The 24,099-nt window shown below is 66.6% G+C and carries 24 protein-coding genes and 1 pseudogene; 13 read left to right on the forward strand and 12 right to left on the reverse strand.

What is annotated here, in order from left to right:
- Positions 1–166: 166 nt before the first annotated feature.
- Together OG206_RS00960 and OG206_RS00965 are read left to right on the forward strand one after the other, a co-directional pair.
- Positions 167–1,063 (forward strand): universal stress protein, encoded by an 897-nt coding sequence (locus tag OG206_RS00960; protein WP_327111152.1) that lies wholly within the window; start codon positions 167–169, stop codon positions 1,061–1,063.
- Positions 1,060–1,953, forward strand: a complete 894-nt coding sequence (locus OG206_RS00965) for a universal stress protein (RefSeq protein ID WP_327111154.1) — start codon at positions 1,060–1,062, stop codon at positions 1,951–1,953. The genes OG206_RS00960 and OG206_RS00965 overlap by 4 nt, the downstream gene beginning before the upstream one ends.
- A gap of 62 nt (positions 1,954–2,015) precedes the next feature.
- Here OG206_RS00965 and OG206_RS00970 read toward each other — a convergent pair whose 3' ends face one another.
- Genes OG206_RS00970 through OG206_RS00980 form a run of 3 tightly spaced genes read right to left on the reverse strand, consistent with a single transcriptional unit; the run spans position 2,016 to position 3,799 of the window.
- Positions 2,016–2,645 carry a CBS domain-containing protein gene (locus OG206_RS00970; RefSeq protein ID WP_327111156.1) on the reverse strand — a complete coding sequence of 210 codons (630 nt, stop codon included), beginning with the start codon at positions 2,643–2,645 and terminating at the stop codon, positions 2,016–2,018.
- Positions 2,646–2,701: 56 nt separating this feature from the next.
- Positions 2,702–3,286, reverse strand: a complete 585-nt coding sequence (locus OG206_RS00975) for an Rv1733c family protein (protein ID WP_327111158.1) — start codon at positions 3,284–3,286, stop codon at positions 2,702–2,704.
- Positions 3,287–3,289: 3 nt separating this feature from the next.
- The gene (locus tag OG206_RS00980; protein ID WP_327122146.1) at positions 3,290–3,799 is read right to left on the reverse strand and encodes a flavodoxin domain-containing protein; all 510 of its coding nucleotides are present in this window, start codon (positions 3,797–3,799) and stop codon (positions 3,290–3,292) included.
- Between the two features lie 440 nt (positions 3,800–4,239).
- Here OG206_RS00980 and OG206_RS00985 point away from each other — a divergent pair, with 440 nt between their 5' ends.
- From OG206_RS00985 to OG206_RS00995, 3 genes are all read left to right on the forward strand, one after another.
- Positions 4,240–6,951, forward strand: coding sequence for a cation-translocating P-type ATPase (locus OG206_RS00985; RefSeq protein WP_327111160.1), 2,712 nt, complete (start codon positions 4,240–4,242; stop codon positions 6,949–6,951).
- A 65-nt stretch (positions 6,952–7,016) separates the two neighbouring features.
- Positions 7,017–8,069: an alcohol dehydrogenase catalytic domain-containing protein gene (locus OG206_RS00990; RefSeq protein ID WP_327111162.1), complete on the forward strand. Its 1,053-nt coding sequence runs from the start codon at positions 7,017–7,019 to the stop codon at positions 8,067–8,069.
- Positions 8,070–8,147: 78 nt separating this feature from the next.
- Entirely contained in the window at positions 8,148–8,756 is a 609-nt protein-coding gene (locus OG206_RS00995) for a CBS domain-containing protein (protein ID WP_327111164.1), read from the forward strand.
- 186 nt (positions 8,757–8,942) lie between these two features.
- Here the strand turns inward: OG206_RS00995 and OG206_RS01000 are convergent, their stop codons facing one another.
- Positions 8,943–9,632 (reverse strand): helix-turn-helix domain-containing protein, encoded by a 690-nt coding sequence (locus OG206_RS01000; RefSeq protein ID WP_327111166.1) that lies wholly within the window; start codon positions 9,630–9,632, stop codon positions 8,943–8,945.
- Positions 9,633–9,918: 286 nt separating this feature from the next.
- A complete protein-coding gene (locus OG206_RS01005) occupies positions 9,919–10,317 on the reverse strand; it encodes a DUF302 domain-containing protein (RefSeq protein ID WP_327111168.1) in 399 nt (132 codons plus the stop codon).
- 154 nt (positions 10,318–10,471) lie between these two features.
- On the opposite strand from OG206_RS01005, the pseudogene OG206_RS01010 reads away from it, so the two are divergent.
- The 3 genes and pseudogenes from OG206_RS01010 to OG206_RS01020 all read left to right on the forward strand — a co-directional run bounded on the left by OG206_RS01010 (position 10,472) and on the right by OG206_RS01020 (position 12,985).
- Positions 10,472–11,835 (forward strand): annotated as a pseudogene (locus OG206_RS01010) (rhodanese-like domain-containing protein).
- 44 nt (positions 11,836–11,879) lie between these two features.
- The gene (locus OG206_RS01015) at positions 11,880–12,245 is read left to right on the forward strand and encodes a rhodanese-like domain-containing protein (RefSeq protein WP_327111170.1); all 366 of its coding nucleotides are present in this window, start codon (positions 11,880–11,882) and stop codon (positions 12,243–12,245) included.
- On the forward strand, positions 12,242–12,985 hold the full coding sequence (locus OG206_RS01020; protein ID WP_327111172.1) for a sulfite exporter TauE/SafE family protein: 744 nt from the start codon (positions 12,242–12,244) through the stop codon (positions 12,983–12,985). The genes OG206_RS01015 and OG206_RS01020 overlap by 4 nt, the downstream gene beginning before the upstream one ends.
- Before the next feature lie 21 nt (positions 12,986–13,006).
- Here the strand turns inward: OG206_RS01020 and OG206_RS01025 are convergent, their stop codons facing one another.
- Positions 13,007–13,285 (reverse strand): metal-sensitive transcriptional regulator, encoded by a 279-nt coding sequence (locus tag OG206_RS01025; protein ID WP_327122147.1) that lies wholly within the window; start codon positions 13,283–13,285, stop codon positions 13,007–13,009.
- Positions 13,286–13,436: 151 nt separating this feature from the next.
- On the opposite strand from OG206_RS01025, the gene OG206_RS01030 reads away from it, so the two are divergent.
- Complete coding sequence (locus OG206_RS01030) at positions 13,437–13,574, forward strand: hypothetical protein (RefSeq protein WP_327111174.1); 138 nt, start codon at positions 13,437–13,439, stop codon at positions 13,572–13,574.
- Between the two features lie 72 nt (positions 13,575–13,646).
- On the opposite strand, the gene OG206_RS01035 is transcribed toward OG206_RS01030, so the two are convergent.
- Positions 13,647–14,306 (reverse strand): TetR/AcrR family transcriptional regulator, encoded by a 660-nt coding sequence (locus OG206_RS01035; protein ID WP_327111176.1) that lies wholly within the window; start codon positions 14,304–14,306, stop codon positions 13,647–13,649.
- A gap of 332 nt (positions 14,307–14,638) precedes the next feature.
- Here OG206_RS01035 and OG206_RS01040 point away from each other — a divergent pair, with 332 nt between their 5' ends.
- A complete protein-coding gene (locus OG206_RS01040) occupies positions 14,639–15,403 on the forward strand; it encodes an SDR family NAD(P)-dependent oxidoreductase (protein WP_327111178.1) in 765 nt (254 codons plus the stop codon).
- A gap of 246 nt (positions 15,404–15,649) precedes the next feature.
- A complete protein-coding gene (locus OG206_RS01045; protein ID WP_327111180.1) occupies positions 15,650–16,369 on the forward strand; it encodes a hypothetical protein in 720 nt (239 codons plus the stop codon).
- A 95-nt stretch (positions 16,370–16,464) separates the two neighbouring features.
- On the opposite strand, the gene OG206_RS01050 is transcribed toward OG206_RS01045, so the two are convergent.
- Together OG206_RS01050 and OG206_RS01055 are read right to left on the reverse strand one after the other, a co-directional pair.
- Positions 16,465–17,673: a serine hydrolase domain-containing protein gene (locus OG206_RS01050; RefSeq protein ID WP_327111182.1), complete on the reverse strand. Its 1,209-nt coding sequence runs from the start codon at positions 17,671–17,673 to the stop codon at positions 16,465–16,467.
- Between the two features lie 561 nt (positions 17,674–18,234).
- Positions 18,235–19,251, reverse strand: coding sequence for a PQQ-binding-like beta-propeller repeat protein (locus OG206_RS01055; RefSeq protein WP_327111184.1), 1,017 nt, complete (start codon positions 19,249–19,251; stop codon positions 18,235–18,237).
- Positions 19,252–19,600: 349 nt separating this feature from the next.
- On the opposite strand from OG206_RS01055, the gene OG206_RS01060 reads away from it, so the two are divergent.
- Positions 19,601–20,437, forward strand: coding sequence for an alpha/beta fold hydrolase (locus OG206_RS01060; RefSeq protein WP_327111186.1), 837 nt, complete (start codon positions 19,601–19,603; stop codon positions 20,435–20,437).
- A 22-nt stretch (positions 20,438–20,459) separates the two neighbouring features.
- Entirely contained in the window at positions 20,460–20,993 is a 534-nt protein-coding gene (locus OG206_RS01065) for a TetR/AcrR family transcriptional regulator (protein WP_327122148.1), read from the forward strand.
- A 143-nt stretch (positions 20,994–21,136) separates the two neighbouring features.
- On the opposite strand, the gene OG206_RS01070 is transcribed toward OG206_RS01065, so the two are convergent.
- From OG206_RS01070 to OG206_RS01080, 3 genes are read right to left on the reverse strand one after another with little or no spacing between them, the layout of a single operon-like run.
- The gene (locus OG206_RS01070; protein WP_327111188.1) at positions 21,137–22,159 is read right to left on the reverse strand and encodes a LacI family DNA-binding transcriptional regulator; all 1,023 of its coding nucleotides are present in this window, start codon (positions 22,157–22,159) and stop codon (positions 21,137–21,139) included.
- A gap of 45 nt (positions 22,160–22,204) precedes the next feature.
- On the reverse strand, positions 22,205–23,104 hold the full coding sequence (locus tag OG206_RS01075; protein WP_327111190.1) for an ATP-binding cassette domain-containing protein: 900 nt from the start codon (positions 23,102–23,104) through the stop codon (positions 22,205–22,207).
- Positions 23,101–24,096 (reverse strand): ABC transporter permease, encoded by a 996-nt coding sequence (locus OG206_RS01080; RefSeq protein WP_327111192.1) that lies wholly within the window; start codon positions 24,094–24,096, stop codon positions 23,101–23,103. The genes OG206_RS01075 and OG206_RS01080 overlap by 4 nt, the downstream gene beginning before the upstream one ends.
- Positions 24,097–24,099 lie beyond the last annotated feature (3 nt).

Genomic DNA, 24,099 nt, shown 5'->3' on the forward strand with positions numbered 1-24,099 from the left:
CAGGGTTCCGCGGACGGACAGTCCTCGTGAAGGGCCGAGTGGGGCACCTCGGGACGCCTGGATCAGTGGACGTCAGGGGCCCTTTGGTCCCTGACTCGGCCCTCGTGGCCCCGCCGCCCGCATCTCTGGTGCCGCACACTGGTCACGAATCGGTCTAGGAGCGCATATGAGAACTGCGACGTCCCATGTGGCGAGACCGGCAAAGGTCGTCGTCGGCATAGACGGTTCCGAACAGGGCGAACGCGCCGCGCTGTGGGCCGCGGCCCAGGCCGACGCCGGCCGGCTGCCGCTGTGCATCCTCTACGCAGCCGACCTGGACCGCGTCGCGCGGTTCGCATCATTCGAGACGGTGGAAGGCCTCCGTGAAGCGGGGCGCGAACTTCTCCTCGAAACCGAAGCAGCGGTACTGAACCGGTTCCCATCACTCGACGTTACGAGGAGGCTGAGTCGCAAGAGGCCGGTCTCGGCTCTTCACGATGAAGCCGGCCCGCACGACTCCATCGTTGTCGGAAGCCGCGGCCGCGGTGGCTTCAGTGCACTCATGCTCGGTTCTGTCAGCCTGGGGGTGACGGCCGGCGCCACGGTGCCTGTCGTGGTCGTACGGGGTAATTCCGAATGGTCGAGGACCAAGCGTGTCACGGCTGCTGTCCGGGGCACCACGGACAGGGACTGGATGGACCATGCCGCGCGGCAAGCGCAACTTCAAGGAGCGGACCTGAAGCTCGTCGGCGTGAGGGACATCCTCGCGCGGGCAATCGGCACAGCACGATCGCCCGACGAGCCACCGTCGCTCCTCCTCGAGGAACAGTCGCTGACGGAACTCGCAGTAGCACTGGAGCTGGCATTCCCTGGAACGAAGGTCACCGCTGAGGTAGTGGCGTGCAGATCCGCAGCGGGAGTACTCGTCGACGCGAGTCGTCATTGCGATCTCATGGTCATGGGAGGGCAACGACACCTCTACTCCCCCAGACCGAGCCCCGGCCGTGTCGCCCACGCCTTGCTGCACCACTCTCACTGCCCGGTGCAGATCTGGCCGCGACGCCGGGCCGAGGAGGACGTATGACGCCCCTCAGCCGGGACCAGGAGATTGTTGTGGGCGTCGACCCCGGTGATCCCTCGGTACCTACGCTCGCCTGGGCTGCCGGCGAGGCTGATCGCAGAAACCTCGCACTGCGGCTTGTGCTCGCGGTCCCACCGCTGCATGACACCCAGCACGTGGACTCGACACCACAACACATGTTCCTGCGAGCGCGAGGTCGGGAAGCGCTGGACGCTGCGAGTGAGACGATATCTCGCCTCTCTCCCAAGGCATGTGTGACGACAGAACTCGTCGACGGCCGGCCGGCGGTGGTTCTGTGCCGCGAAGCGACTGCCCTCACGGGCATGGTGGTGGTGGGCTCACGGCGGCTGAGCGTCCCGGCGGAGATCCTCAGCACACGTTCGGTGGCCGTGCCCCTCAGCGCCCAAGCTGACTGCCCCGTCGTGGTTGTGCGCGCTCCCGAACACACAGCGAACATCTCTGCCTGCCTCGTGGTAGGTGTCGATGGAAGCCCGTCTTCACAGGGAGCCGTGAAGTTCGCGTTCGAGGAGGCAAGCCTGCGTCACGCGTCCGTACTCGCCCTGTGGGTATGGCCGCGCCCGGCAATCTCCCTGAGCGCGGCAGAGACCGGCATGGAGGAGCGAGCACGGCTCCTTGAGGAAGCGGTCGCGGGATGGTCAGCCAGATACCCGGCTGTGAACGTGACCCGAAACGTGTCCCGCGGGCATCCGGTGGAGGAGCTTGCTCGAGCATCCTCCGACGCGCTTGCCGTCGTAGTCGGAAGGCGTGGCCACGGCGGATACACGGGTATGCGGCTGGGCTCGGTGCCACACGGGCTTCTGCACCGAGCAGAGTGTCCAGTGATCACAGTTCCCGGTGAGAGATCCGAGAGGGTGCAGAACACAGCCGTTTGACGCCATCGTGGCTCCATCGCCCGCTTGCCGCCGCCCGTCGGACTTGGACAGTGGCCGCTCCCTCATCCTTGTCGGAGATCGAGACGGATGTCCACAACACCTTCCACAGCCCTGACGGCGCGGGCGACGAGCGGTACCAGGGCCCGGTCGGCCAGACTTCCTCCCAAGGTGACCACTCCGTCGGCGACCCGCACCTGCAGATCGGCGGCATCGGGGAGTTGAGAGATGACGGTCGTGGCTTCGTCGGCGATCTCTTCGTCGGAGCGCAGGAAGACCTTGAGGAGATCCCCTCGGCTGACGACCCCTTCCAGCAGGCCGACGCCGTCCACCACGGGCAGGCGCTTCACCCTTCGTCGCGCCATGATTCTTGCAGCTTCGCCTATGGGCGCATCCGCGTGCACGGTAATGGCCGGGCTCGACATGAGTTGCTCCGCGCACACTGCATCGGCCTTTGCGGGATCAGTCGGCGCATGCCCGGGCGCCGGCCCACCGTCCGGACGGTTCTCCTCCTTGGGCAGGAGGTCCGCTTCGGAGACCACCCCGATGACACGGCCCTCACCCGCCAGCACAGGTAGGGCGCTGACCTTCCATTGGTTCATGAGCTGCACGATCTCCTTGTAGGAGGCATCGCTGCCCACAGCTATGGCCGTGTGTGTCATGAGGTCACTCACGGTGTGCGGCGAGTGCGTCATCAGAGACTCCCTTCATCAGCAACGGCCGGCGGGCGGGCGGTGTCAGCCTGCGGAGTTCAAGCACGGCGGCTCCAGTCAGGCTCCACTCGGCTCCACTCGGCTTCCCAGCCGGCCGCGCGGCAACGGTTGCACATGATTCGTATCCCGATCGCCGCCACAGCACCGCCACCGACTGCCGCGGCGGCACCCCCCGCTCCGGCGATCAGTGCCGCCACCCAGATGTCGCGCTCATCGGCAGGTGCTGAGGTGACATGACCTCGACGGTCGAGCCACAGGCTCGTTCGTTCTCCACCCTTGGTTCCTGGGGCAACCAGGGCGCTCCCTCTGGCATCTGCACCGTCGGCGGTCACCCAGCGGACCGGAACGGGTACGAGTGCAGAGCGTCCCGCCTCGTCGGCCCACGGGGAAGATTTGGCGGCGTCCCTCAGCACCTCCGCGCTCACCTGTTGGCGAGCGGCCCGCTGTTGCGACGCAACCGACTGCTCGTATTCGTGAGCTGCTGAGCCGCTGATCATCCCGATAGCCGAGGCGCACGCGAACACAACGGCACACAGGAGAAGGAGCAGGCGTGCCTCGACGGCGTCGACGGTGCGCCGCAACGGGTGCTTGCGCCATTGGTGGCTCCAGATCGCGCCCGCCATGAGTCACGATCCCTCTCGCAGTGCCTTGATTTCGGCGGCGGTAGCGGTAGCCCATGTGGTGATGGCGTCGAAGTCGCGGAAGTCACCGCCCCGGTCTTCCTCAAGGATCATCCTCGCCACGCGCCCTTTGGCTCCGGCCTCAAGTCGTCCCCCGAAGGTCACATGTTCGCGGGCGTGGATCCTGCACATCGCCCTGCCCGCGCTCGGCACGGGTCCAATGTCTCTTTCTGAAGCCGAAGGATCCAGGGGCCCACTGCTGAACACCCACACTGCCCGTTCACGCAGAGCCCTTTGGTGGCGTCGCACGAACCGTCTGGCGTCTCGGAGCCAACGGCCCATGTACAGGGCACTGCCCAGGATCACCGCACTGTAGGGGCCTATGTCAGTCACTTTCGATGCAGGTGCCGCCTCGGCATCGATCCCTTCGTTTCTCAGTGTCGCAGCGACGACTTCGGCGATCTCGGCTGTCGATCCGTACTTTGTCGCGTAGGCAACCATCACGCGTTGGGTCACCACACGTCACCACCTTCGTACAACCTTGTTGGGAAACGTCAGTGACGCAGCATGCGACTGAGGGGCACCATCAAGCTTCCGGGTGCGTCCGCACAGGAAGAAGGGCCATTCGAGGCACCGAAGAGGGCCGACCGGGCCCTTATAGACCATGATTCTCGAACAAGAGCCCGCTCTACCGACAGCAAGGGACCAAACGTCCCGTCACGTTGCCCCATATGTCTCTCGGCCAGGAAGATGCGCGGACCGACACTGACGACGAGGTATCCCGCGGAAGGCTCCGGCGGGCCTTCGTGAGGGGCTTCGTCCTGGTGTTACGCGGAGTCCTGGTGCGACGCAGGAGGGGACAACCCATTCCGGAATGTGCGACTCACTGGCCGTCGAAACCGCCCGGATGACGCTTGGAGGTTCCCGTGGCTCACGGACAAGAGTCGGAGTCTCCCGTGGAAACGGGCCCCGATCCGAGGGAATCGCTGCCGAGTCTCCGACGTGAGCTGAGAACGGGCGATCAAGGGTTGTCAGACCGAGAGGCTGAGAGACGGTTGGCCATATACGGGGCCAACGAAGTCCGCCCCACGTCCGGTACGTCTCTGGGTCGGGAGGTCGTCCGGCAGCTGGCGCACCCATTGGCCCTGTTGTTGTGGGCAGCTGCCGTGCTGGCCTTCTTGGCCGGCCTCGCTGTCCTGGGGTGGGCCATCATCGCGGTGATCCTGGTGAACGCGGGCTTCGCTCTGATGCAGGAACGGCAGGCCGAGCGCGCGGTGGAGACTCTCGCTCAGTACCTGCCCGAGCATGCCGAGGTGGTCAGGGACGGCCAGGAGCAGAACATCGAGGCACACGCGTTGGTCCCTGGCGATCTCATCGTGCTCGACGAAGGGAACAAGATTCCCGCCGACGCTCGATTGACGGAGGGTGGAATCGAGGCAGATCTGTCGATGCTGACCGGGGAGTCGGCGCCCGTCGAGCGTCTTGCGGGACCGGCGGTTCAGGATGCTCCGCTGCTCCAAGAGCCTGACCTGGTTTTCAGTGGCACGATCTGTACGGGTGGTCAAGCGCGGGCCATTGTCTATGCGACGGGCAGCCGGACGGAGCTGGGCCGCATCGCTGCGCTCAGTCAGCGTGGCCGTCGCGAGCAGAGCCCGTTGGAGAGCCAGGTCAAGAGGGTGGCGTGGTTCATAGCCGCAGCGGCCGTCGTGATGGGGGTGCTGTTCCTCCTGACGGGCGTGGCGGTGGGTCTACCACTCGCCGACTCCCTCACATTCGCCATCGGGCTGTTGGTCGCCAACGTCCCTGAAGGACTCCTGCCCATCATCACCCTTGCCCTGGCCGTCGGGGTTCGGTCACTCGCACGGCAGGGCGCCGTGGTGAAACGGCTGAGCGCGGTCGAGACGCTGGGTTCCACCAACGTCATTTGCACGGACAAGACAGGCACGCTGACGCAGAACCACATGCGGGTCCAGCGCCTGTGGACTCCCGGAGACGGCACGGACAAGGAAGCGAGTACGAGGATTCTGGCGCGCCGGATGGCGGAGTGCACGACAGTCAGCCAGGGCGAAGACGGGGATCTTCGTGGCGACGCCACAGAGACAGCGCTCTTCGCGGACGCTGTTGATCTGGACGTCGCACCTGACTTCAGGGAGCGAGACGGGCGCAGACGGATTCTCTACAGATTCTCACCACGGCTGAGGCTCATGAGCGTCATCACCTCCGACGGTGGGCGCGGTGACCGCCTCCTGCTCATCACCAAGGGTGCGCCCGAAGCCGTACTCGCCCGAATCGCCCGCCAGGAGAACGAGACAGTTGCCGAAGGTGTCCGTCAAGCCAGGGCGGCGGCAGAAGATATGGCCAGCAGTGGAATGCGTGTGCTGGCGGTCGCCACACGTGATCTCTCACCTGCCGCTCTGCCACCCAGCCGCGATGAAGCGGAAGCCGGGGTCACCCTCCTGGGACTGGTCGGCTTGTACGACCCTCCGAGGCCAGAGGTGGAAGGGGCTGTAAGGCGCTGCCACGATGCAGGGCTCAAAATCCACATCGTCACCGGTGACAACGGCTCCACGGCGGCAGCCGTGGCTCGGCAGGTGGGCATCGGACAACCCGAGCTTCATGTGGTTCCCGAAGCGGAGTCAGTCACCGAGCAGCAGCTCGATGAGCTGTTGGGCCAGAACGCCGGCGCGGAGCTGGTCTTCGCCCGGTCGTCACCCGAAACCAAGCTGAGGATCGCCGACACCCTGCGCCACCACGGTCAGATCGTCGCGATGACCGGCGATGGTGTGAATGACGCTCCCGCACTGCATCGCGCCCATATCGGCGTGGCAATGGGCCTTTCAGGAACCGATGTTGCCCGTGAAGCAGCCACCATGGTACTCACCGACGACAATTTCGCCACCATAGTAGAGGCTATTCAGTCGGGGCGTCGAGTGTACGACAATGTGCGTAAGTTCATTGTCTACATATTCGCGCATTTGATCCCAGAAGTTGTTCCGTTCGCAGTTTTCGCCCTCTCCGGCGGCGCCGTGCCGCTCCCCTTGACGGTCCTTCAGATTCTCGCCATCGACCTGGGTACGGAAACTCTGCCTGCCTTGGCTCTAGGACGTGAACGCGCCGAGCCCGGCATCATGAACAGACCGCCTCGCAAGGGAACGCAGAGCGTCATATCGCGCGACATGCTCATCCGCAGCTGGGGATATCTCGGCATAGTTTCCGCCGCCCTTTGTATGGGCGCCTTCTTTTACGTGCTGTGGCGTTCCGAATGGCACCCGGGAGCATCAACCGCACCGGGCAGCGAACTTCATGACGCATACATCACAGCGACCACTGCCACCTTCGCAGGAATTGTCATGTGCCAGGTCGGCACCGCCTTTGCGGCCCGCACGGATCACGCATCCCTGAAAGCTATCGGACTTTGGACCAACCCTCGCCTGCTCGCGGGAATCGCCTTCGAACTTGCCTTCACCAGCGCCTTGATCTACTTGCCTCCCCTGCAGGGCATATTCGGCACGACATCGCTTCCTTTCGATGTGGTTCTCATTATTATGTCGTTTCCTGTGCTCGTGTGGGGGACCGACGAGCTGCGCCGCACATCACGACGCAGGCGAAAAGGACGACGACAGGGAGGTGAGGGTCTGAACCGTCGCGTGGAGGCGGAAAAACAATAAAAAAGAAGACAATGAAACGAGCAACCTCTCGATTGATCTCAGCCCGAAAAGAGGGAGTGAGAACAGTGCACGCATTCGTTTATCACGGGCCTGGTCAAGGATCCTGGGAATCCGTAGAAGACCCGAAAATTGAGCAGCCCACGGATGCGCTGGTACGGGTTGATTCCACGACCGTATGCGTGGGTGATCTGCACGCTCTACAAGGAAAAGTACCGGACGTGCGCCCAGGGACAATCCTGGGGCACGAAGCTGTCGGCGAGATAATGGAAGTGGGATCCGAGGTGCACAATGTGGTCTCGGGAGACGAAGTGGTACTGTCGTCCATTTCCTCCTGCGGTCACTGCATGTCGTGCCACGACGGTATGTACGGCCAGTGCACGCAAGGGGGAGGGTGGCTCCTGGGACATGAAGTGAACGGAACCCAAGCAGAGTTCGTCCGGGTCCCGTTCGCGGACCATTCGACCCAGAAGCTCCCGTACGCGATGGACCGAGATACTGCCGTCCTGTTCTCAGAGGTTCTGCCCGCCGCCTTCGAACTTGGGGTACGCAACGGAAAGGTGCGCCCAGGAGCCGTAGTCGTAGTGGTAGGAGCGGGACCTGTCGGTCTGTCGGCGCTGGTTATCGCGGGAATCTACTCCCCCGCCCGAATAATCTCGGTCGATCTCTCGCCGGCACGGCTGGCTGCGGCTACCAGGGTCGGCGCGGATGAAGCCGAACTCCCAGGACGGCTCATTGCAGACCTGTCCGACAGTCCGGGAGCTGATGTGGTGATAGAGGCGGCGGGAAGTCCAGAGAGTTTCGTACTGTGCACGCGCGTCGTACGCTCAGGCGGGCATATCGCAAATATAGGCATGCACGGAGCACCGGTCACGCTGCACCTCGAAGAGCTCTGGCAAAAGAACATCACCATCAGCACAGGTCAGGTCAACACCTCTTCCACCGCGTGGCTCCTCGATGTGCTCACCCCCGAGCACATGGCCGCTCTATCGCGAATCATCACGGACAAGTGCGACCTCGGAGACATAAGGGCGGTATATGAAACTGCGTCCACCGCGGTTCAATCCGGTGCGCTGAGAACAGTCATGCGACCGGCTGCCCACCGAAAGGCCACTACATGAACTCTGTCGGGGCACACCAAAACCTCAGCGCCTTTCACTTTCCCCCGAAAAGAACTGTAGGAAAGTAGTGATACTCCCATGAAGAATCTTGAAGTCGCAGACTTGATGACCCGTGAGGTCGTGTCGGTTGTTACGTCCACTTCCTTCAAGGAGGTAGCCAAATTGCTGGCACAACATGACATCAGCGGACTACCTGTACTGGACGACGAGGACAAGGTGGTCGGCGTCGTCTCGGAAAGCGATATCCTGCGGCACCAGGTGATTCTGCACCAACAAAATACTTCTGGCTTCGTGTCGTCAGAAATGAAGGTAACGGCTGCTCAGATTATGTCGGTCCCGGCAGTGACGATCCATCCGCACGACACGGCGGCAGGCGCAGCCCTGCTGATGACACGAAATTTCATAGACAGACTACCCGTCGTCGACCACCACGACAGGATCGTCGGAATCGTGACGCGCAGAGACCTACTGCTACTCCTGCTGCGCCCTGACAGTGAAATACGCCGCACAGTTGAGCAGATGCTTATGGAAACCATGAAGGGGGAGGCAAGTAAAATCGACGTCCACGTACTGAACGGCGTAGTAACCCTGGAAGGCCAACTGGGCGACTGGCGCCGAGGTGACATTCTGACGCACCGCGCCGAAGCCGCGGATGGAGTCGTCGCGGTCGTGAACCGGATGACATAGCTCTCATCAGCCACTGCTCGCAGTACAGAACATTCGACGGGCCGCTGTACCCGCGCGCGTTTCCGTAGGTTGCCCAATCGTTCCGATGCCACGCCGGGTCACTTCCGTCGCGTTCACCGATTCGACGAGATGGTCGCCGCAGCCGGTCCCGTCCGGTGACGGTCCGGTGGGCGAAAGCGCCCGCCTTCAATGTTCGCTCACGACAATGCGGCGTCCGGTCACACTGCTGGGTGTCACCACGATCCAGAGGTCCCGCCGCCCGCCGGCCCAGGCCGTGGTGGAGCCGTGCGAGGCTACGAGCCGCCGCACCACCTCGGGTTCGGTGACTGTGCCCGCCCGACCGACAACAAGTACGCTCCACCCTCGACTGAAAGCGTCGTCGATGTGATCCACCTCGAAGGCGGTCTCGTGCCCGGCCGCGTCCGCGGGGCCGGAGTCCACCGAGGTCCTGTAGGCGATTCTTCCCTCGGTGCAGATGTAGTTGACCGGGAAGACCGCTGGTCCCTGCTCACTGCTCACGACTACACGGCCCACTCCGCGACTGCCGAGCAGCTTCCAGCAATCCTCCTGACCGAGTTCGACCAATTCGGGATGATAGGCCGCTCGCCCCACCCCCGGAGGTAGATCGACCGTGCCGCCCGTGAGTTCGTTCACGGTCGTCTCGAGCGCGTTGGCCAAGCGCAGCATGAAGCTCGCCCCGTGGGGGCCTGGCCTCGTCTCTACGTACTCGATGTATCCGGGCGCGGAGCCGGTACGGAGCGCGAGTTCCATTCTGGTCAGTCCCAGGTGTTCACGGCGCGCGGCGACACGTCTGCCGATGTCGCCGCGTGCGTCGCCGCCGGGTTCACTGGGGTCCTTCTGAGAGCGGTCGGCCATGCCGGTTCACCTTTTTCTGCTTCAGAGGCGGCGCATGCGTTTTCCTCATAGCTCCGTAGGGGCGATGACCACCGGGGCAATAGAAGCTCCGCTACTTGTTCACGCTAGGCACCTAACAACGGCACCGCATCACGGCCATTCCCAGCTGGCCGGGTAGCTCTACGAACAGGCGAACTCCTGCGCGGGGCGCCGTGCCCGCCGATAGCAGGACACGGACGGCCCGCCATGCGGCCGCATGGCCGGTTGCCGAGCGGGATGCCTTCCGAGAGTGCGACGGCGCCTTGTGTTACTTCTCGCCGTCGGTGAGCGCGGACAAGGCGGCGTCCAGTCGGCGGGTGGCTTCTTCCGCGACGGGCTTCAGGGCGTCACGTCCGGTCAGGGTGACCATGGTGTTGGGGTCGAGGGCCTGGACGGTGATGTGTCCGCCCTCGGATCGGACGACGACGTTGCAGGGCAGCAGCAGGCCAATGGAGCGATCCGCCTCGATCGCCCGGTGTGCCAGAGGCGGGTTGCAGGCGCCGAGGATCAGATAGTCCTCCATCTCGTGGCCCAGCTTTTCCTTCAAGGTGGCCTGCACGTCGATCTCGGTCAGGATCCCGAAGCCCTGTTCAGCCAGTGCCTCGCGCACAGCAGTCACGGTCTGCGCGAAGGCGCCGTCCACGTGCACGGTGCGGCTGTAGTTCATGGCAGTTTCTCCTTCTTCTCATTCGGTGGGCAGATGCGCCCGGAGTCCGCCGGGCGGGGCGGACCGCTCATCCGAATATACCCCCGGGGGTACTGGTGTTACGGTGGAAGACAGATACCCCCCGGGGTAATTTTCATCCGAAAGGAGTACCCGCGTGTTCTTCGTCGACACCATCGAGCTGAAAGGTCTCGGCAACCGCAGTTACCTGGCCGGCGGTGAGCACACGGCCGTGGCGTGGACCCGCCGCGTGACGTCGACCAGGTACTTACCGCTGCCGCTCGGCGCGGTGTGCGGATCTCGCATGTGGCGGAGACCCACATCCACAACGACTACGTGACCGGCGGCCTCGAACTCGCCCGGATCACCGGCGCCCAGTACCTCGTACCGGCCGACGCCGGCGTCGCCTTCGCCCGCGTGCCTGTGGCAGATGGCGACACCGCGGACATCGACCCCGGCAGCGGGCTGACGCTGGAGGCGATCGCGACCCCCGGTCACACCCCGCACCACATCTCCTACGCCCTGCATGAGGCGGGACGGCCGGTGGTCGTCTTCACCGGGGGTTCGTTGCTGATCGGCACAGTGGGGCGGCCCGACCTGGTCGAGCCGCGGCTGACCGAGCAGCTGGCCCGCGCCCAGCACTCCTCGGCCCACCGCCTGGCCTCCGATCTTCCCGACGAGACGGCGGTGCTGCCCACCCACGGCTTCGGCAGCTTCTGCTCCTCGGCCCAGTCCGAGGGGGAGGAGACCACGATCGGCAAGGAGAAGCGCGCCAACACCGCGCTCACCGTCGACGTGGACACCTTCGTCGCGGCCCTGCTGGCCGGGCTGGAGGACGTACCCGCCTACTACGCGCACATGGGCCCGGCCAACGCCGAGGGCCCCGCACCGCTCGACCTGACCCCTCCCGCACTCGCGGACGCCCATGAGATCGCCGCCCGCCTCGCGGCCGGCGAATGGGTCGTCGACCTGCGCAACCGGGTGGCGTTCGCCGAAGGACACGTGGCCGGGTCGTTCAACTTCGAGGCCGACGGCAAGATCGCCACCTACCTCGCCTGGATGATCCCCTGCGGCAAGCCGGTCACCCTGCTCGCCGAATCCGCCGAGCAGCTCGCCGCCGCTCAGCGCGAACTGGTGCGGGTCGGCATCGACCGGCCGGCCGCGGCCGCCACCGGCGGCCCCACAGCCTGGCTGCCCGCCGGAGAGGCTCCGGCTTCCTTCCCCCGTTCCACCTTCGCCGAGCTCGCCGCGCACGGCAGCGGAGAGGTGGTGGTCCTGGACGTACGCCGCGACTCCGAGCGTGCGAACGGCTGGATCGAGGGCTCCGTGCACATACCCGTCCACGAGCTCCACGGTCGCCTCACGGAGGTGCCACCAGGGACGGTGTGGGTGCACTGCGCCGGCGGCATGCGTGCCGCTGTCGCCGCGTCCCTGCTCGACGCCGCCGACCGCGAAGTCGTCGCCATCGACGACGACTTCGACGCCGCCATCGACGCCGGCCTGCCCCAGATCACCCGCTGACACCCGCCACCGCACGAGATCCGAGAAGGAGAGGGGAGAACTCGATGTTCCTCTTCCGCCGCGGCCGGCCCCGCGTCAGCGTGGACCAGGCCCGCAGCCGCACCAGCGGCGACACACCGGACGCCGTCCTGCTCGACGTCCGCGAAAGGCCCGAGTGGAACGCGGGCCATGCCCCCGGCGCCGTCCACCTGCCCCTTTCGAAACTCGTCGCCGGGGCCGACCTGCCGGCCGAGGCATTCGACCGACCGCTGGTGCTGATCTGCCGCAGCGGGCGCCGCTCCCAGCAGGCCGCAAACCTCCTCACCCGGCGCGGAGCGCAGGTCGTCGACGTCGAGGGCGGCATGAACGCGTGGGCCGCCGCCGGACACCCGGTCCTCGACGAACGCGGTGACCGCGGCCGGATAGCGTGACCGCGATCGCTCTCGCCCTCATCGCCGGGGCAGTCGTCGGTCTCACCCTCGGAGCACTCGGCGGCGGCGGCAGTGTTCTGGCCGTACCCGCGCTGATGTACCTGCTCGGTTTCAGCCTGTCCGCGGCCACCACCGCCAGCCTGATCATCGTGGCCGCCACCTCAGCCACCGCCCTGTACGCCCACGCGCGCGACGGCCATGTCGCCTGGAAGGCCGGATCACTGTTTGCCGCAGCGGGCATTGCCCCCGCCTACCTCGCTGGGGCCGCCGCCGGACGCGTACCCGAAGCGGCCCTGACCAGCGCATTCTCCGCCATCGCCGTACTGGCGGCCGTACGGATGTCCCGTCCGTCCTCTTCGCGGCCGCCGGAGCGGATACAGCCCGGCAAGGCGGTCGGGGCAGGAGCCGGACTCGGCGCGGTGACCGGCTTCCTCGGCGTCGGCGGCGGCTTCCTCGCCGTCCCGGCCCTGGTGAGCGTGCTCGGCCTGGCGATGCGGCGGGCGGTGGGCACCAGCCTGCTCGTCATCACCGTCAACTCTTTCGCCGCCCTGGCGGCCCGCACCGGGACAGGCGACGGTCTCGACTGGGGGTTGATCGGCCCGTTCACGGGAGCGGCGATCCTCGGCGCCTGGGACGGCAAACGCCTCAGCAGCAAGGTCTCCGTCAACAGCCTTCAGAAGGTCTTCGCCGGCGTACTCCTGGTGGTGGCTGTGTTCATGCTGATCGACGTGATCGCATGAACACCACGGCTACCACTCCCGTCAGGCCAGGGACAGGAACAGCTTCTCCAGCCGGGCACGCATCTCATCGCGGTCACCGGCCGGCTGTCCGCCCTCGGTCATGCAGTGCTGCAGCCCGGTCGCGATGATCGCGAACCCGGCCCGGTCCAGCGCACGGGAGGCCGCGGCCAGCTGCGTGATCACGTCCTCGCAGTCCCGGCCCTCCTCGATCATCTTGATGATCCCTGCGATCTGGCCCTGAGCCCGCCGCAGCCGGTTCAGCACCGACTTCAGTTCGTCGGCCGCCATTTCCAACTCCACCATCCACCTCCATAAATACCCCTAGGGGTATCATACGGGATCGGGCCGCTCACTCCCGGAACCGTACGGAACGATCACCCCGCACATCCGCCTGGGCCGGCGAAGGGGCATACCCTTCACCGCCCCGGCAACGCCAAGGCCGTCTGACCCCATGGAAGGCCAGGTCCACCTCGCCGCCGGATCCCTCGCCGGCGACACCTGCGGCGTGGCCGCAGGTGTCGCCGGACTCCCCCACAACCAGCCCCGTACCAGCGACTTCCAAGCCGTCTTCCGCGCACTGCAGGACTGACGGGTGTTGGCCTCGATGCGGTGGCAGTACCAAGACCTCAGAGTGATCCGGCTCTGGCGCGATACGCGTCGGTCACTGTCCGCAGGGGCGGAGCAGGCCGTGGATGACGAGGCTGGAGAGTGTGTCGGCCAGGCGTTCTCTGTCCTGTTTCGCCACGGGTGCGGCCGCTGGGTTCAGGCGGTCGGCGACGGGGTCCTGGGCGAGGGCCAGCGCAGGTCCGGTGATGGCGGTGTACAGGACGTGCGGTGGAACCAGTGGGATGCGACCGGCGGACATGAGGTTGTTGATGGCCGGCTCGATGCTGTCCCAGAACGGCTGGATGAACCGTTGGTGCAGGTAGTCCAGACGATCGGAGTCGCGGGTGGATTCATCGGCCAGCAGCCGGTTCTTCGCCGAGGCGTTCGCCGATCGGCGGTAGAGCTGAACGATCACACCGGTCAGATGCTCGTCGTCGTCGCCCGACTTGGCCAGTTGATGGTCGAAATCGTCCTGGTCGTCCCGCATCGCGAAGTCCACGACAGCACGCCAGAAGTTGCCTTTCGACCCGTAGCGGTCGTTGATGAAGTTGTGGCTGACCTCAAGACGCCGGGCCAGCTCCCGCACCGTGGTCGCGGCGTAGCCAAGCTCTGCGAAAGTGTCGAGCCCGCGCCGGAGGATCTCACTTTCGCCCAGTTGCGCAGAGGCGTACTTGCTCCGCGTCGGCGAATTGGCCCCTCGGTTTCCATCGGTCATTCTTCCCCACTCAATCGCAACGGCCTGCCTGACGTCGCACCGCGAACTCGGGCGCTGCCCACCTTCGGGCCCACCGGGCTCCACGGCCGGCGAAGCCGCTTGCCCAGCCGATCGCGGGCGTCCGAGAGAAGCGTAGACGAGTGGCTTGACGATTGTCAGATCGATGCTTGACACCTGTCAGATCCAGATGCATGCTTGCTTCGTCAAGCAAACGTGCGGCCCGGCCTTCAACGAGGGCGAGGCCGGCAACCGCAGTCACACCCCGCTGCCACATGCGTACGACGCAGTGCGGCGGCAGGGTGCCCAGCAGATCAGAAGCAGGAGAACAGGTCATGGGAATTCTCGACGGCAAGGTAGCGCTCGTCACCGGCACCAGTGGAGGTATGGGACGCGTCGCCGCCCTGATCTTCGCCCGTGAGGGCGCGAAGATCGTCGGTGTCGACATCCAGGCCGAGACCAATGCGGAGACGGTCGACCTCGTACGCCGCGCCGGCGGCGAGATGACGAGCATCGCACCGGTCGACCTGACCGACGCGGACCAAGTACACCGGATGGCCGACGAGGCCGCGGCCGCCTATGGCGGGCTCGATGCCGTCTACAACAACGCGGCCATGATGCGCTTCGGCGCCATGCCCGACTTCTCCATCGAAGACTGGCGTGCGACGGAGGCCGGGGAGCTCGACATCCCCTTCTTCGTGTCGAAGTACACCTGGCCGCACCTCGTCCGGCGCGGTGGCGGAGTCATCATCAACGTCGCGTCGGAGGCCGGGCTGATCGCGGGCTCCACTCCCCCGATGGTCGCCCACACCGCCGCCAACGCCGGCGTCATCGGAATGACACGACAGCTCGCACTCGAGGGCGCCCCTCTCGGAATCCGAGCCGTGGCGATCAGCCCGGGCCCTGTTCTGACTCCCGCCAGCGACCGGGACCTCGGCGACAACCAGGCCATGAGGGACGCCGTCACCAGCAAGGTCCTCCTCAAGCGCTTCGCACAGCCCGAGGAGATCGTAGAACTCGCCGCCTTCCTCGCCTCCGACCGGGCCTCCTTCATCACCGGCGCCAACTACCCCGTCGACGGCGGAGCAAGCGCCTGGTAAGCCCACGCAGCCGCTAGACGCATTACACGCTTGCCCGAACAACCTGGAGGACGATGGGCCCGCCCACAGCGCGCCACAAAGCAAGGCTGGAGGGGTGAGACCGTCACATCGGTCTCACCCCTCCAGCCTTGCTCACGCGGTACGTCACCCCGCTCGACACGAGAACCCCGCTCAGGCAAGACCGCACCCCTACGAGTCTCGATTGTCTGAAATGCCGGGTTAGGCTTGTCTTGAGAGGAGTTCTTCATGAGTGATCTCACCAATACCGTCATAGCGGCCCACGGCGGCTCGGAGCGGTACGACCAGTTCAGTACGGTCACTGTGCATTTCCGTTCCGGCGGCGCCCTGTGGGGGCTGAAGGGGCAGCAAGGCGTATTCGATCACGCCGGTGTGCGGCTGGACCTCCACCGAGAGCACGCCAGTCACTACCCGTTCAAGGCGCCGGACCTGCACACCTCCGTCACCCCCGAGCGGGTGGCTGTCGAGAATGACGCGGGCGAGGTGAAGGCTGAGCGGCTCGACCCGCGTGCGGCATTCGCCGGGCACTCCCTCGAGACTCCGTGGGACGACCTGCACGTCGCGTACTTCGCCGGCTACGCGATGTGGACCTACCTCACGTCACCGTTCACCTTCGCCGCCCCGGATTTCCGGACAGAGGAACTACCGTCCGTCACGGAGGACGGGCAGACCCTGCGGCGCCTGAAGGTTTCCTTCCCGGATCGCATCGCCACTCACTGCCGGGACCAAGTCTTCTACTTCGATCAGGACGGGCTGCTGCGCAGGCACGACTACACCGCCGAGGTCGTCAACGCCGGGGCGGTCGCGCACTACTCCTCGGATCACAAGGACTTCGACGGACTTGTGCTCCCGACCCGCAGGCGCGTCTACCCTCTGGCCGAGGACGGCACCGTGAACCGCGACCTGGAACTGATCACCATCGACGTCGAGAGCGCCCTGTTCATCTGAACCACGCTGACCGAACAGCCCGATGCCGCGAACGAACGGATAGGTGACTTCGTGCGTGGGAACGATCGGACAGCACATGTTCACCACGGTCTCCACTACGGGCGGGGGCTGATCGCGCTGTCCTTGTCGTAGATGTTGTCCGGAGTGGCGATCTCCGTGATCGCGCGGGCCAGGAGCGTGGACGGCTCCTTCCCCTGCCACTGGGTGTCCGTGTTGATCATGAGGACGAGCGTGGCCTTCTTCGAGGGCAGGTAGACCGTCACGGTCTCGTACCCGGGGATCGAGCCGTTGTGCCCGATCCATCCGTTGGTCTTGAAGATGCCGAGGCCGTAGCTTGTTCCGGGGAACCCGGTGGGCAGCGTCTTGAGCCGCTGTCGCTGGGTAGCAGGGCTGAGCAGTTTCCCGGTGGCGACGATCGGGGCCCATCGGTGCAGATCCTGCAGGTCCGAGATCATCGCCCCGGCCGCCCAGGCCCAGCTCGGGTTCCAGTTCGTCGCGTCAGCGGTCTTGCCGCTCAGCGTCTGGTCCGTGTAACCCCGCGGGTGCGGCGCGGGGAACCCGGGCCCTCTCGGGAACAGCGTGCGATGCAGGTGAGCCGGGCCGAGTACCCGTTCGTGAATGAAGTCGGCGAGCCGGTGACCGCTGACCTTCTCGATCACGAGGCCGAGCAGGACGAGGTTGGAGTTGCAGTACTGGAACTGCGCCCCCGGCGCGAACGTGTTCCTGTGCCTGAAGCCGTACGCGAGCGTCTGACGGGGAGTGAAAGTGCGTTCCGGGTCGCTCAGCAGGTCGTGGATGAAGTCGGTGTCCGAGGTATAGGGGAACAGGCCACTGCGCATTTCGGCGAGATGGCGCAGCGTGATCCGGTGGCCGTTGGGCACGCCGGGAACGTACTTGGCGATCGGGTCGTCCAGCTTGATCCGGTCGTCGTCCACGAGCTCGAGCAGTGCGGTGACGGTGAACGTCTTGGTTTCGCTCCCGATCCGCACGAAGGAGTCAACGGACATCGGTCTGCGTGTGGTCGTGTCGGCGACGCCGGTCGCCCGGACGTAGCTTCCCTTGCCCGGCATCCACAGTCCGACAACGGCACCGGGAATGCCCGCCTGACCGCGTACCTCCGCAATGGCCTTGTCAAGCCGGGCGACGAGCCCGGGACCGAGTTCGTCCGGCGAGGAACCGGCCATGTCCTGACGGGCAGTCCACGCGACGGGGACCGCCGTCGCGGGAATCGCAGCGGCCGGGGCCAGCGTGGCGGCTGCGAGCAGCACCGCGGCGACCAAACGGCGGGAGGGAACACGTCGCATGTGCATGGCGCTTCTTCCAGAGGGAGCGGATGACAAACCTCAGCATCCGGATCCACGACCAAGGTCTCCCGGCGATCCGTGCGCAAAGGAGTCCACTCATTCGGAGCATCAGACCGGGCTTCGCCCAAGTGCTCGTGAGGTGGGACTTGTTCCGTAGTGATCTTTGGCTGGGCGTGGACGGAGCAGTGGCGAGTCCGGTCGCTCGTCTCTCCGGCGAGATCGGGAATGTGGGACAGCCCTTGGCACGGCACGGTGGACTTCGTCACGGTGGGCCGCGCGCCAGAGGCAGGAAGCTGCGCCGCTCCAAGCCGACGAGGTGCGTCCACTCCGGCCTCGCCTGCCCACCCCGCTCAACGCCATCACGGGCGGACGTGTCCAGACCTCAGGTCGACCGGAGCGACGAGCCACCGCAAGAAGACCGGCCCCCTGCGCCGCACCCGGACACCTCCGGCTGCGCCCCGTCCACGACACCGGTGGGGACAAGAGTCGTGTTCCGGCGGTGACAACGAACCGTCCTACGTGATCTGGTGTGACAGGTACTTGGCTTGGTGGACCTCGCGCTCAGGCCGTGGGGTTCCGTGGCGGCGGGAGCGGGGTCTTCAGAGCGTAGACGTGGCCGTCCCGGGTGCTGATGTAGGCCACGCCGTTCAGGACCGCTGGAGAATTGACCCAGTCAGTCGTGGGAAATTCCCCATGCTTTTCGCCGGTGGCTGCGTCCACCGCATACAGGCCGAAATCCCAGCTGCCGACGTAGACCAGCCCATCGACCACGGCTACGGAGGATGCCACCGCACCAGCGGTGGGGAACTTCCAGCGCATCGTCCCAGTGACGGCATCCATCGCGTAAAGGTTCTTGTCCCAACTCCCGCAGTAGACGGTGCCATTCATGACCACCGGCGATGCGGTCACAGAGTGGCCGGCGAGAAACATCCATCTCTGCTGCCCGCTGCGGGCGTCCACTGCGTACAGACTGCTTCCGCTGCCGACATGGACAGTCCCGTCGGCTACTGCCGGCGCTGACTCCTCGTTCCACTCACGTCCGGTGGAAAACCTCCACTGCTGCTCCCCGGTGCGGGCGTCCAAGGCATACAGCCCACCCCCGACCCGTCCGCCGACGTGCACAAACAGCACACCATCGGCCGCAGCCGGGCGAGAGAACACCGCGCCCGGGCCGAATTCCCAGCGTTGCTCCCCGCTGGCTGCGTCAAGGGCGCACAGGCCCCTTCGGCTGCCGACGTACACCACGCCGTCGGCCACTGCCAGGGATGACGAGGACACGGGCGCACCGGTACCGGCCTTCCAGAGTTGCCGCCCGGTGAGCGCGTCCATCGCGTACACGTGACCGGCCGCGTCATTGCTGCCGACGTACACCGTCCCGTCGGCCACCGCCGGTGGGGTGGTGTCGCTCCGCTCCTGGCCGACGGAGAACCTCCAGCGCTGCTGCCCGGTGGCCGCGTCCACGGCGTGGACCTCGGAATCGTTACTGACGTACACGCCGCCGTCAGCGACGACTGGAGCCGACACGGCCCGGCGGTTGGGGGAAAAGTGCCACCGCTGCATCGCCACGCCGGCATTCATCACGCTCGGTCCCCGCGCCCCACGTTCCGACAGGGGCCTGTCAGCCTCAGATCTCCACACTCCAGCGTCTCCATACGGCGCCCCCTCTCCCCCTGGCCGCGCCGCCGTTGGACCGGTCGCGGTTCCCCATCAGAATCCCGCACAACGCACGGAAACGGAAGCGCACGCCCGTCGTTGGAGGGGAGCAGGGTCTGGCGAACGCTGTGCCGTCGAGGTGCGAACTGGCCGGAGACGTCCGTGCCGCCGCCTGCGCTTCGTCGTTTCCGCTGGCCATGCCGTGGGTTGTTGACAGGTTTAGTTAATGAGATTAGCTTGTAGCTAATGCTATTAGCTTGATCTTGGAGATGTCATGACTAGGTACCTTGCCGTCGATGGCGGCACGATCGCATACGAGGTGGCGGGGTCCGGCCCGCTGATCGTCGTCGCGCACGGCATAGGCGACAGCCGCGCCGCGTATCGTTCTGTGATCCCGCCCCTGGTGGCGGCGGGATATCGAGTCGCCGCGGTCGACCTTCGCGGCTGCGGCGAGTCCAGCGTCGGCTGGTCGGATTGGAGCCGCACCGCCGTCGCCGGCGACCTGCTCGCCGTGATCCGCCACCTGGGCGGCCCGGCCGTGCTCGTCGGCCACTCGTTCTCCGGTGGCGCCGCCACCATCGCCGCGGCGATGGAGCCCTCACTGATCACCGCGGTAGTCGAGTTGGCACCGTTCACCCGCAAGCAGTCGACCCGCCTCGGCGACCTGCGGGTGAAGCGTTTCAGGCGGGGCATGCTGCGGCTGCTCGGCACGGTCGTGTTCGGCAGCGTGGCGCGCTGGCGCTCGTACCTCGACGTCGCCTACCCCGGCGCGAAGCCGGCCGACTGGGCCGAGCGGCTCGGCCGCGTCGAATCCCTGCTGCACGAGCCGGGCCGGATGAAGGCCCTGCAAGGCATGGGGCGCAGCGCTCCGACCGATGCCGGCGCGCAGCTAGAAGGTGTCCGCTGCCCGGTCCTGGTCTTGATGGGGACGCTCGACCCCGACTGGGCCGACCCGCACGCCGAAGGTTCGGCGATCGTCGAAGCCCTGCCGTCCGGCCTCGGTCGCCTCGAGATGATCGAGGGCGCCGGGCACTACCCGCATGACCAGTTCCCCGACCAGGTGGTTTCGCTCGTGCTCCTCTTCATCCGATCGGCCGCCGCCCGTGCCTAGGGCCGGCCTGGACCCGGCTGCCGTGGTGGCAGCCGGTGCCGCCCTCGCCGACGAGGTCGGCCTCGCCGGGCTGACGATGGGTCTCGTGGCCGAGCGGGTGGGTGTGCGTACTCCGTCCCTGTACAAGCACGTGGGCGGCCAGGAGGACCTCAACCGGCGCATCGCGGTCCTCGCATTGAACGAGGCCGCCGACGCCGTCGGCGGCGCGGTCCAGGGATACGCGGGCCGGGACGCCCTGGCGGCTGCGGCGCGCTCGTTCCGCACCTTCGTCCTTGAGCACCCCGGCCGGTACGCCGCGACGATCGGGATGGCACCGTCCGGCCCGGACGATCCGCTGGCCACGGCGGGTCAGCGGCTGCTCGGCGCGTTCACGGCGGTCCTCCGCGGCTACGAGATCGCAGAGTCCGACGTGGACCACGCCCTGCGCACACTCCGCAGCCTCTGCCACGGCTTCGCCACGTTGCAGGCAGGCAGCGGCTTCCAGTTGAGCACCGACATCGACGAGAGCTTCGAGTGGCTGATCGCGTTTGCCGACCGGGGCCTGCGCGCCATGTGAAAACGCTGCCGCCGCCGGCCTTGCCTGAAGCAAGGTCGGCGAGTACATCCACAGCATCTTGGTCACCACCGGCGCGCCCTGCCCGAGCAGGCTGCCCATCTCGAACGGCACGTCAAGAGCCTCGTCGCCTCCGCGCCTCACCGTCATCTCCGTGGAGCCGGAAGCTCGCCGGAACCGCGGTGGACCAGGCGGGTCTCGACCATGATCGTGCGGGCCCGGGAGCGGTCGCCGTCGAGGCGCTCGATCGCGACGGCACCCGCCACCTCACCCATTGCCGCTGGATTCTGTGCCACGACCGTCAGCCCGGGTTCGAGGATGGAGGCCATGGGGACGTCGTCGAAGGCGACGACCGCGACGTCCCTCCGGCGGCCGCGGGCGAGTTCCGTGAGTACCCCGATCGACATGACGTTGTTGCCCGACAGCAGGGCGGTCGGTGGGTCCGGCAGGGCGAGCAGTCGTGCTGTGGCCCGCGCGGCACCCTCCGGGTCATGGGCGTCGGCGACCAGGGCCCGGTCGTAGGGCAGGCCCGAATCGGCGAGCGCCGCACGGTATCCGGCGACGCGCTCGCGACGGGTGTACAGCCGGGCCGGCAGGTCGCCGATGAATCCGATCCGCCGGTGTCCACCGGCGATCAGGTGGGCGGCCCCCTCCTGTGTGCCGGAGCGGTTGGAGCTGACCACCGTGTCGGCCGTCAGGCCGCTGCCCGGCCGGTCGAGGAAGATGACCGGCATGCCCGCCGAGCGCTGCGCCTTGAGATGGGCGTGGTCAGCGCCCACCGCGGGCGCCACCATGAGTACGCTGACGCGTCGGGCCAGGAACGTACGGATCAGTGTGTGCTCCCGCTCCGGGTCGTCGGCGGAGGACCCCATCAGCAGCGTCAGCCCGCGGCCGCGCACCACCTCCTCGATGCCCCCCGCGACGGCCCCGAAGAACGGGTTGCCGAGGTCCGGCACCACCAATCCGACGGTGGTGTCGGGACCTCCGACACGGATACTCCTGGCCATCAGGTTGGGCTGGAAACCGAGCCTGGCCACGGCCGCGAGCACCCGTTTCCTGGTCTCCGGGGAGCTGGGGCCGTCCTCGTTGAGGACCCGGGAGACCGTTTTGGCACTGACACCCACCTCGCGGGCCACGTCGGCGAGTGTCGGTCTGCGGGCCGATGCCATAAACCACCTTTTCCACGGAGTGTCCCCTCGGGTGCCGGGGCGGATTCAGCTCCCGCGCACCCCGGCTGCCGAGGCCGCGTCGCTGTCCGCCACGACCGTACCCCCGTCCGGACGCACGGTGAGTGCCCCGGTCATGATGGCCACCACTTCGGCCATGGAGTAGTCGGACGGCTTGATCACGGCCTCGCGCCGCCCGAGCCGGTGTACATGGATACGGTCGGCGATCTCGAAGACGTGCGGCATGTTGTGGCTGATGAGGATCACGGGTACGCCCTTGTCGCGGACCCGGCGGATGAGGTCGAGCACCTGGCCCGACTCCTTCACGCCCAGTGCGGCCGTGGGCTCGTCCATCACGACGACGCTGCGCGCCCAGGCTGCCGCCCGGGCCACCGCCACCGCCTGGCGCTGACCGCCGGACAGGGTCTCGACCGATTGGCTCAGCAGCCCCACCCCGACCTTGAGTTCGGCCAGGTGCGCGGCTGCCTGGCTACGCATCGCCTTCTTGTCGAGCATGCGCAGTACCGAGCCGAGCGCTCCCTGTCGCCGGATCTCGCGACCGAGGAACATGTTCGAAGTGATGTCCATGGACGCGGCGACGGCGAGGTCCTGGTACACCGTCTCGATGCCGTTGGCCCGCGCTTCCTGCGGACCGGCGAACCGGATCGGCTTGCCGTGCAGCCGGATCTCTCCGGCGTCCGGCACCAACGCGCCGGTGAGCGCCTTGATCAGGCTCGTCTTCCCGGCACCGTTGTCGCCGATGACGGCCAGTACCTCACCGGGCATGAGCTCGAAGTCCGCCTCGTCGATCGCGGTGACGTGCCCGTAGCGCTTGACCAGCCCGCGCGCGCTGAGCACGGGGACGGACGCCGGTGGGGGCTCGGCCCCGGCAGGTGCGGTGGCGTGCTCGCCCGCGCTCGGGTTCCGGGGGGAGGCTGGGCCGGTCATCGGGTCCCCTTTCGTGAGAGCTGGTCGACGGTGACCGCCAGGATCACGAGGACGCCGGTGACCAGCGTCTGGTAGACGGACGAAACCCCCATCAGCTGGAGGCCGTTGCGGAAGACACCCACGATGAGTACGCCGACGAGGGTTCCGAGCACGGTGCCGCGTCCGCCGAACAGGCTGGTGCCGCCGAGGACGACCGCGGTGATGCTGTCGAGGTTGTCCGTCTGGCCGGCCTGCGGGTCGCCGACCCCGGTCCGCGACACCAGCAGCAGGGCCGCAATGCCGTAGACGAGTCCGGCGATCGCGTAGACGCCGACCGTGAGCCGGTTGACGCGAATGCCGCTGAGCCGGGCGCTCTCGGAACTGTTGCCGAGTGCGTAGACGTGCCGGCCCCAGGCGGTGCTGCTCAGGGCGTAGGCGAAGCCGAGGAAGAGAGCGATGGTGACCAGGGATCCGTAGGTGACATCGGTCCGGCCGAGGGGGAAGGTCCGGCCCAGGAAGGTGAGGGGTTCCGGCAGGCCGGTGACCGTCTCCTCGGCGGAGTAGATGTGGGTCAGGGCGAAGGCCACGTTGAGCATGCCGAGCGTCACGATGAACGGCGGCAGCGGAACGGCCCGCACGAGCAGCCCGTTGGCCAGACCGAACGCGCCGCAGGCCAGGATCCCGAGAGCTATGGCGAGCAGCGGCGGCAGGGGCCCCTCGACCGCCAGCTTGGCGATGAGGATGCCGCCGAAGGCCATCACCGCGCCGCAGGAGAGATCGATACCGGCGGTGAGGATGATCAGCGTCTGACCGATGGCGAGCGTTCCGACGACCATGACCTGCTGGAGGACCAGCGAGAAGTTGCCGCCGGACAGGAACTGTTCGGTGCTGAGGGAGAAGAAGGCCGAGGCGAGGATCAAGGCTGCGAGCGGCCCTGCGGCGGGGGCGGTGAGGAGCCGGCGCAACGCTGCCGGATCCTTGGCGCGGACGGTGAGGGAGGTGGTTGCGGTCATTGC

This window comes from Streptomyces sp. NBC_01341 (assembly GCF_035946055.1).
In the GTDB taxonomy this organism is placed as follows: domain Bacteria; phylum Actinomycetota; class Actinomycetes; order Streptomycetales; family Streptomycetaceae; genus Streptomyces.

Coding starts and splice junctions, on each gene's coding strand:
- OG206_RS00960 (WP_327111152.1), top strand. CDS start 167: ATGAGAACTGCGACGTCCCATGTGGCGAGACCGGCAAAGGTCGTCGTC.
- OG206_RS00965 (WP_327111154.1), top strand. CDS start 1,060: ATGACGCCCCTCAGCCGGGACCAGGAGATTGTTGTGGGCGTCGACCCC.
- OG206_RS00970 (WP_327111156.1), bottom strand. CDS start 2,645: ATGACGCACTCGCCGCACACCGTGAGTGACCTCATGACACACACGGCC.
- OG206_RS00975 (WP_327111158.1), bottom strand. CDS start 3,286: ATGGCGGGCGCGATCTGGAGCCACCAATGGCGCAAGCACCCGTTGCGG.
- OG206_RS00995 (WP_327111164.1), top strand. CDS start 8,148: ATGAAGAATCTTGAAGTCGCAGACTTGATGACCCGTGAGGTCGTGTCG.
- OG206_RS01000 (WP_327111166.1), bottom strand. CDS start 9,632: ATGGCCGACCGCTCTCAGAAGGACCCCAGTGAACCCGGCGGCGACGCA.
- OG206_RS01005 (WP_327111168.1), bottom strand. CDS start 10,317: ATGAACTACAGCCGCACCGTGCACGTGGACGGCGCCTTCGCGCAGACC.
- OG206_RS01015 (WP_327111170.1), top strand. CDS start 11,880: ATGTTCCTCTTCCGCCGCGGCCGGCCCCGCGTCAGCGTGGACCAGGCC.
- OG206_RS01030 (WP_327111174.1), top strand. CDS start 13,437: ATGGAAGGCCAGGTCCACCTCGCCGCCGGATCCCTCGCCGGCGACACC.
- OG206_RS01035 (WP_327111176.1), bottom strand. CDS start 14,306: ATGACCGATGGAAACCGAGGGGCCAATTCGCCGACGCGGAGCAAGTAC.
- OG206_RS01040 (WP_327111178.1), top strand. CDS start 14,639: ATGGGAATTCTCGACGGCAAGGTAGCGCTCGTCACCGGCACCAGTGGA.
- OG206_RS01045 (WP_327111180.1), top strand. CDS start 15,650: ATGAGTGATCTCACCAATACCGTCATAGCGGCCCACGGCGGCTCGGAG.
- OG206_RS01050 (WP_327111182.1), bottom strand. CDS start 17,673: ATGCGACGTGTTCCCTCCCGCCGTTTGGTCGCCGCGGTGCTGCTCGCA.
- OG206_RS01055 (WP_327111184.1), bottom strand. CDS start 19,251: ATGAATGCCGGCGTGGCGATGCAGCGGTGGCACTTTTCCCCCAACCGC.
- OG206_RS01060 (WP_327111186.1), top strand. CDS start 19,601: ATGACTAGGTACCTTGCCGTCGATGGCGGCACGATCGCATACGAGGTG.
- OG206_RS01070 (WP_327111188.1), bottom strand. CDS start 22,159: ATGGCATCGGCCCGCAGACCGACACTCGCCGACGTGGCCCGCGAGGTG.
- OG206_RS01075 (WP_327111190.1), bottom strand. CDS start 23,104: ATGACCGGCCCAGCCTCCCCCCGGAACCCGAGCGCGGGCGAGCACGCC.
- OG206_RS01080 (WP_327111192.1), bottom strand. CDS start 24,096: ATGACCGCAACCACCTCCCTCACCGTCCGCGCCAAGGATCCGGCAGCG.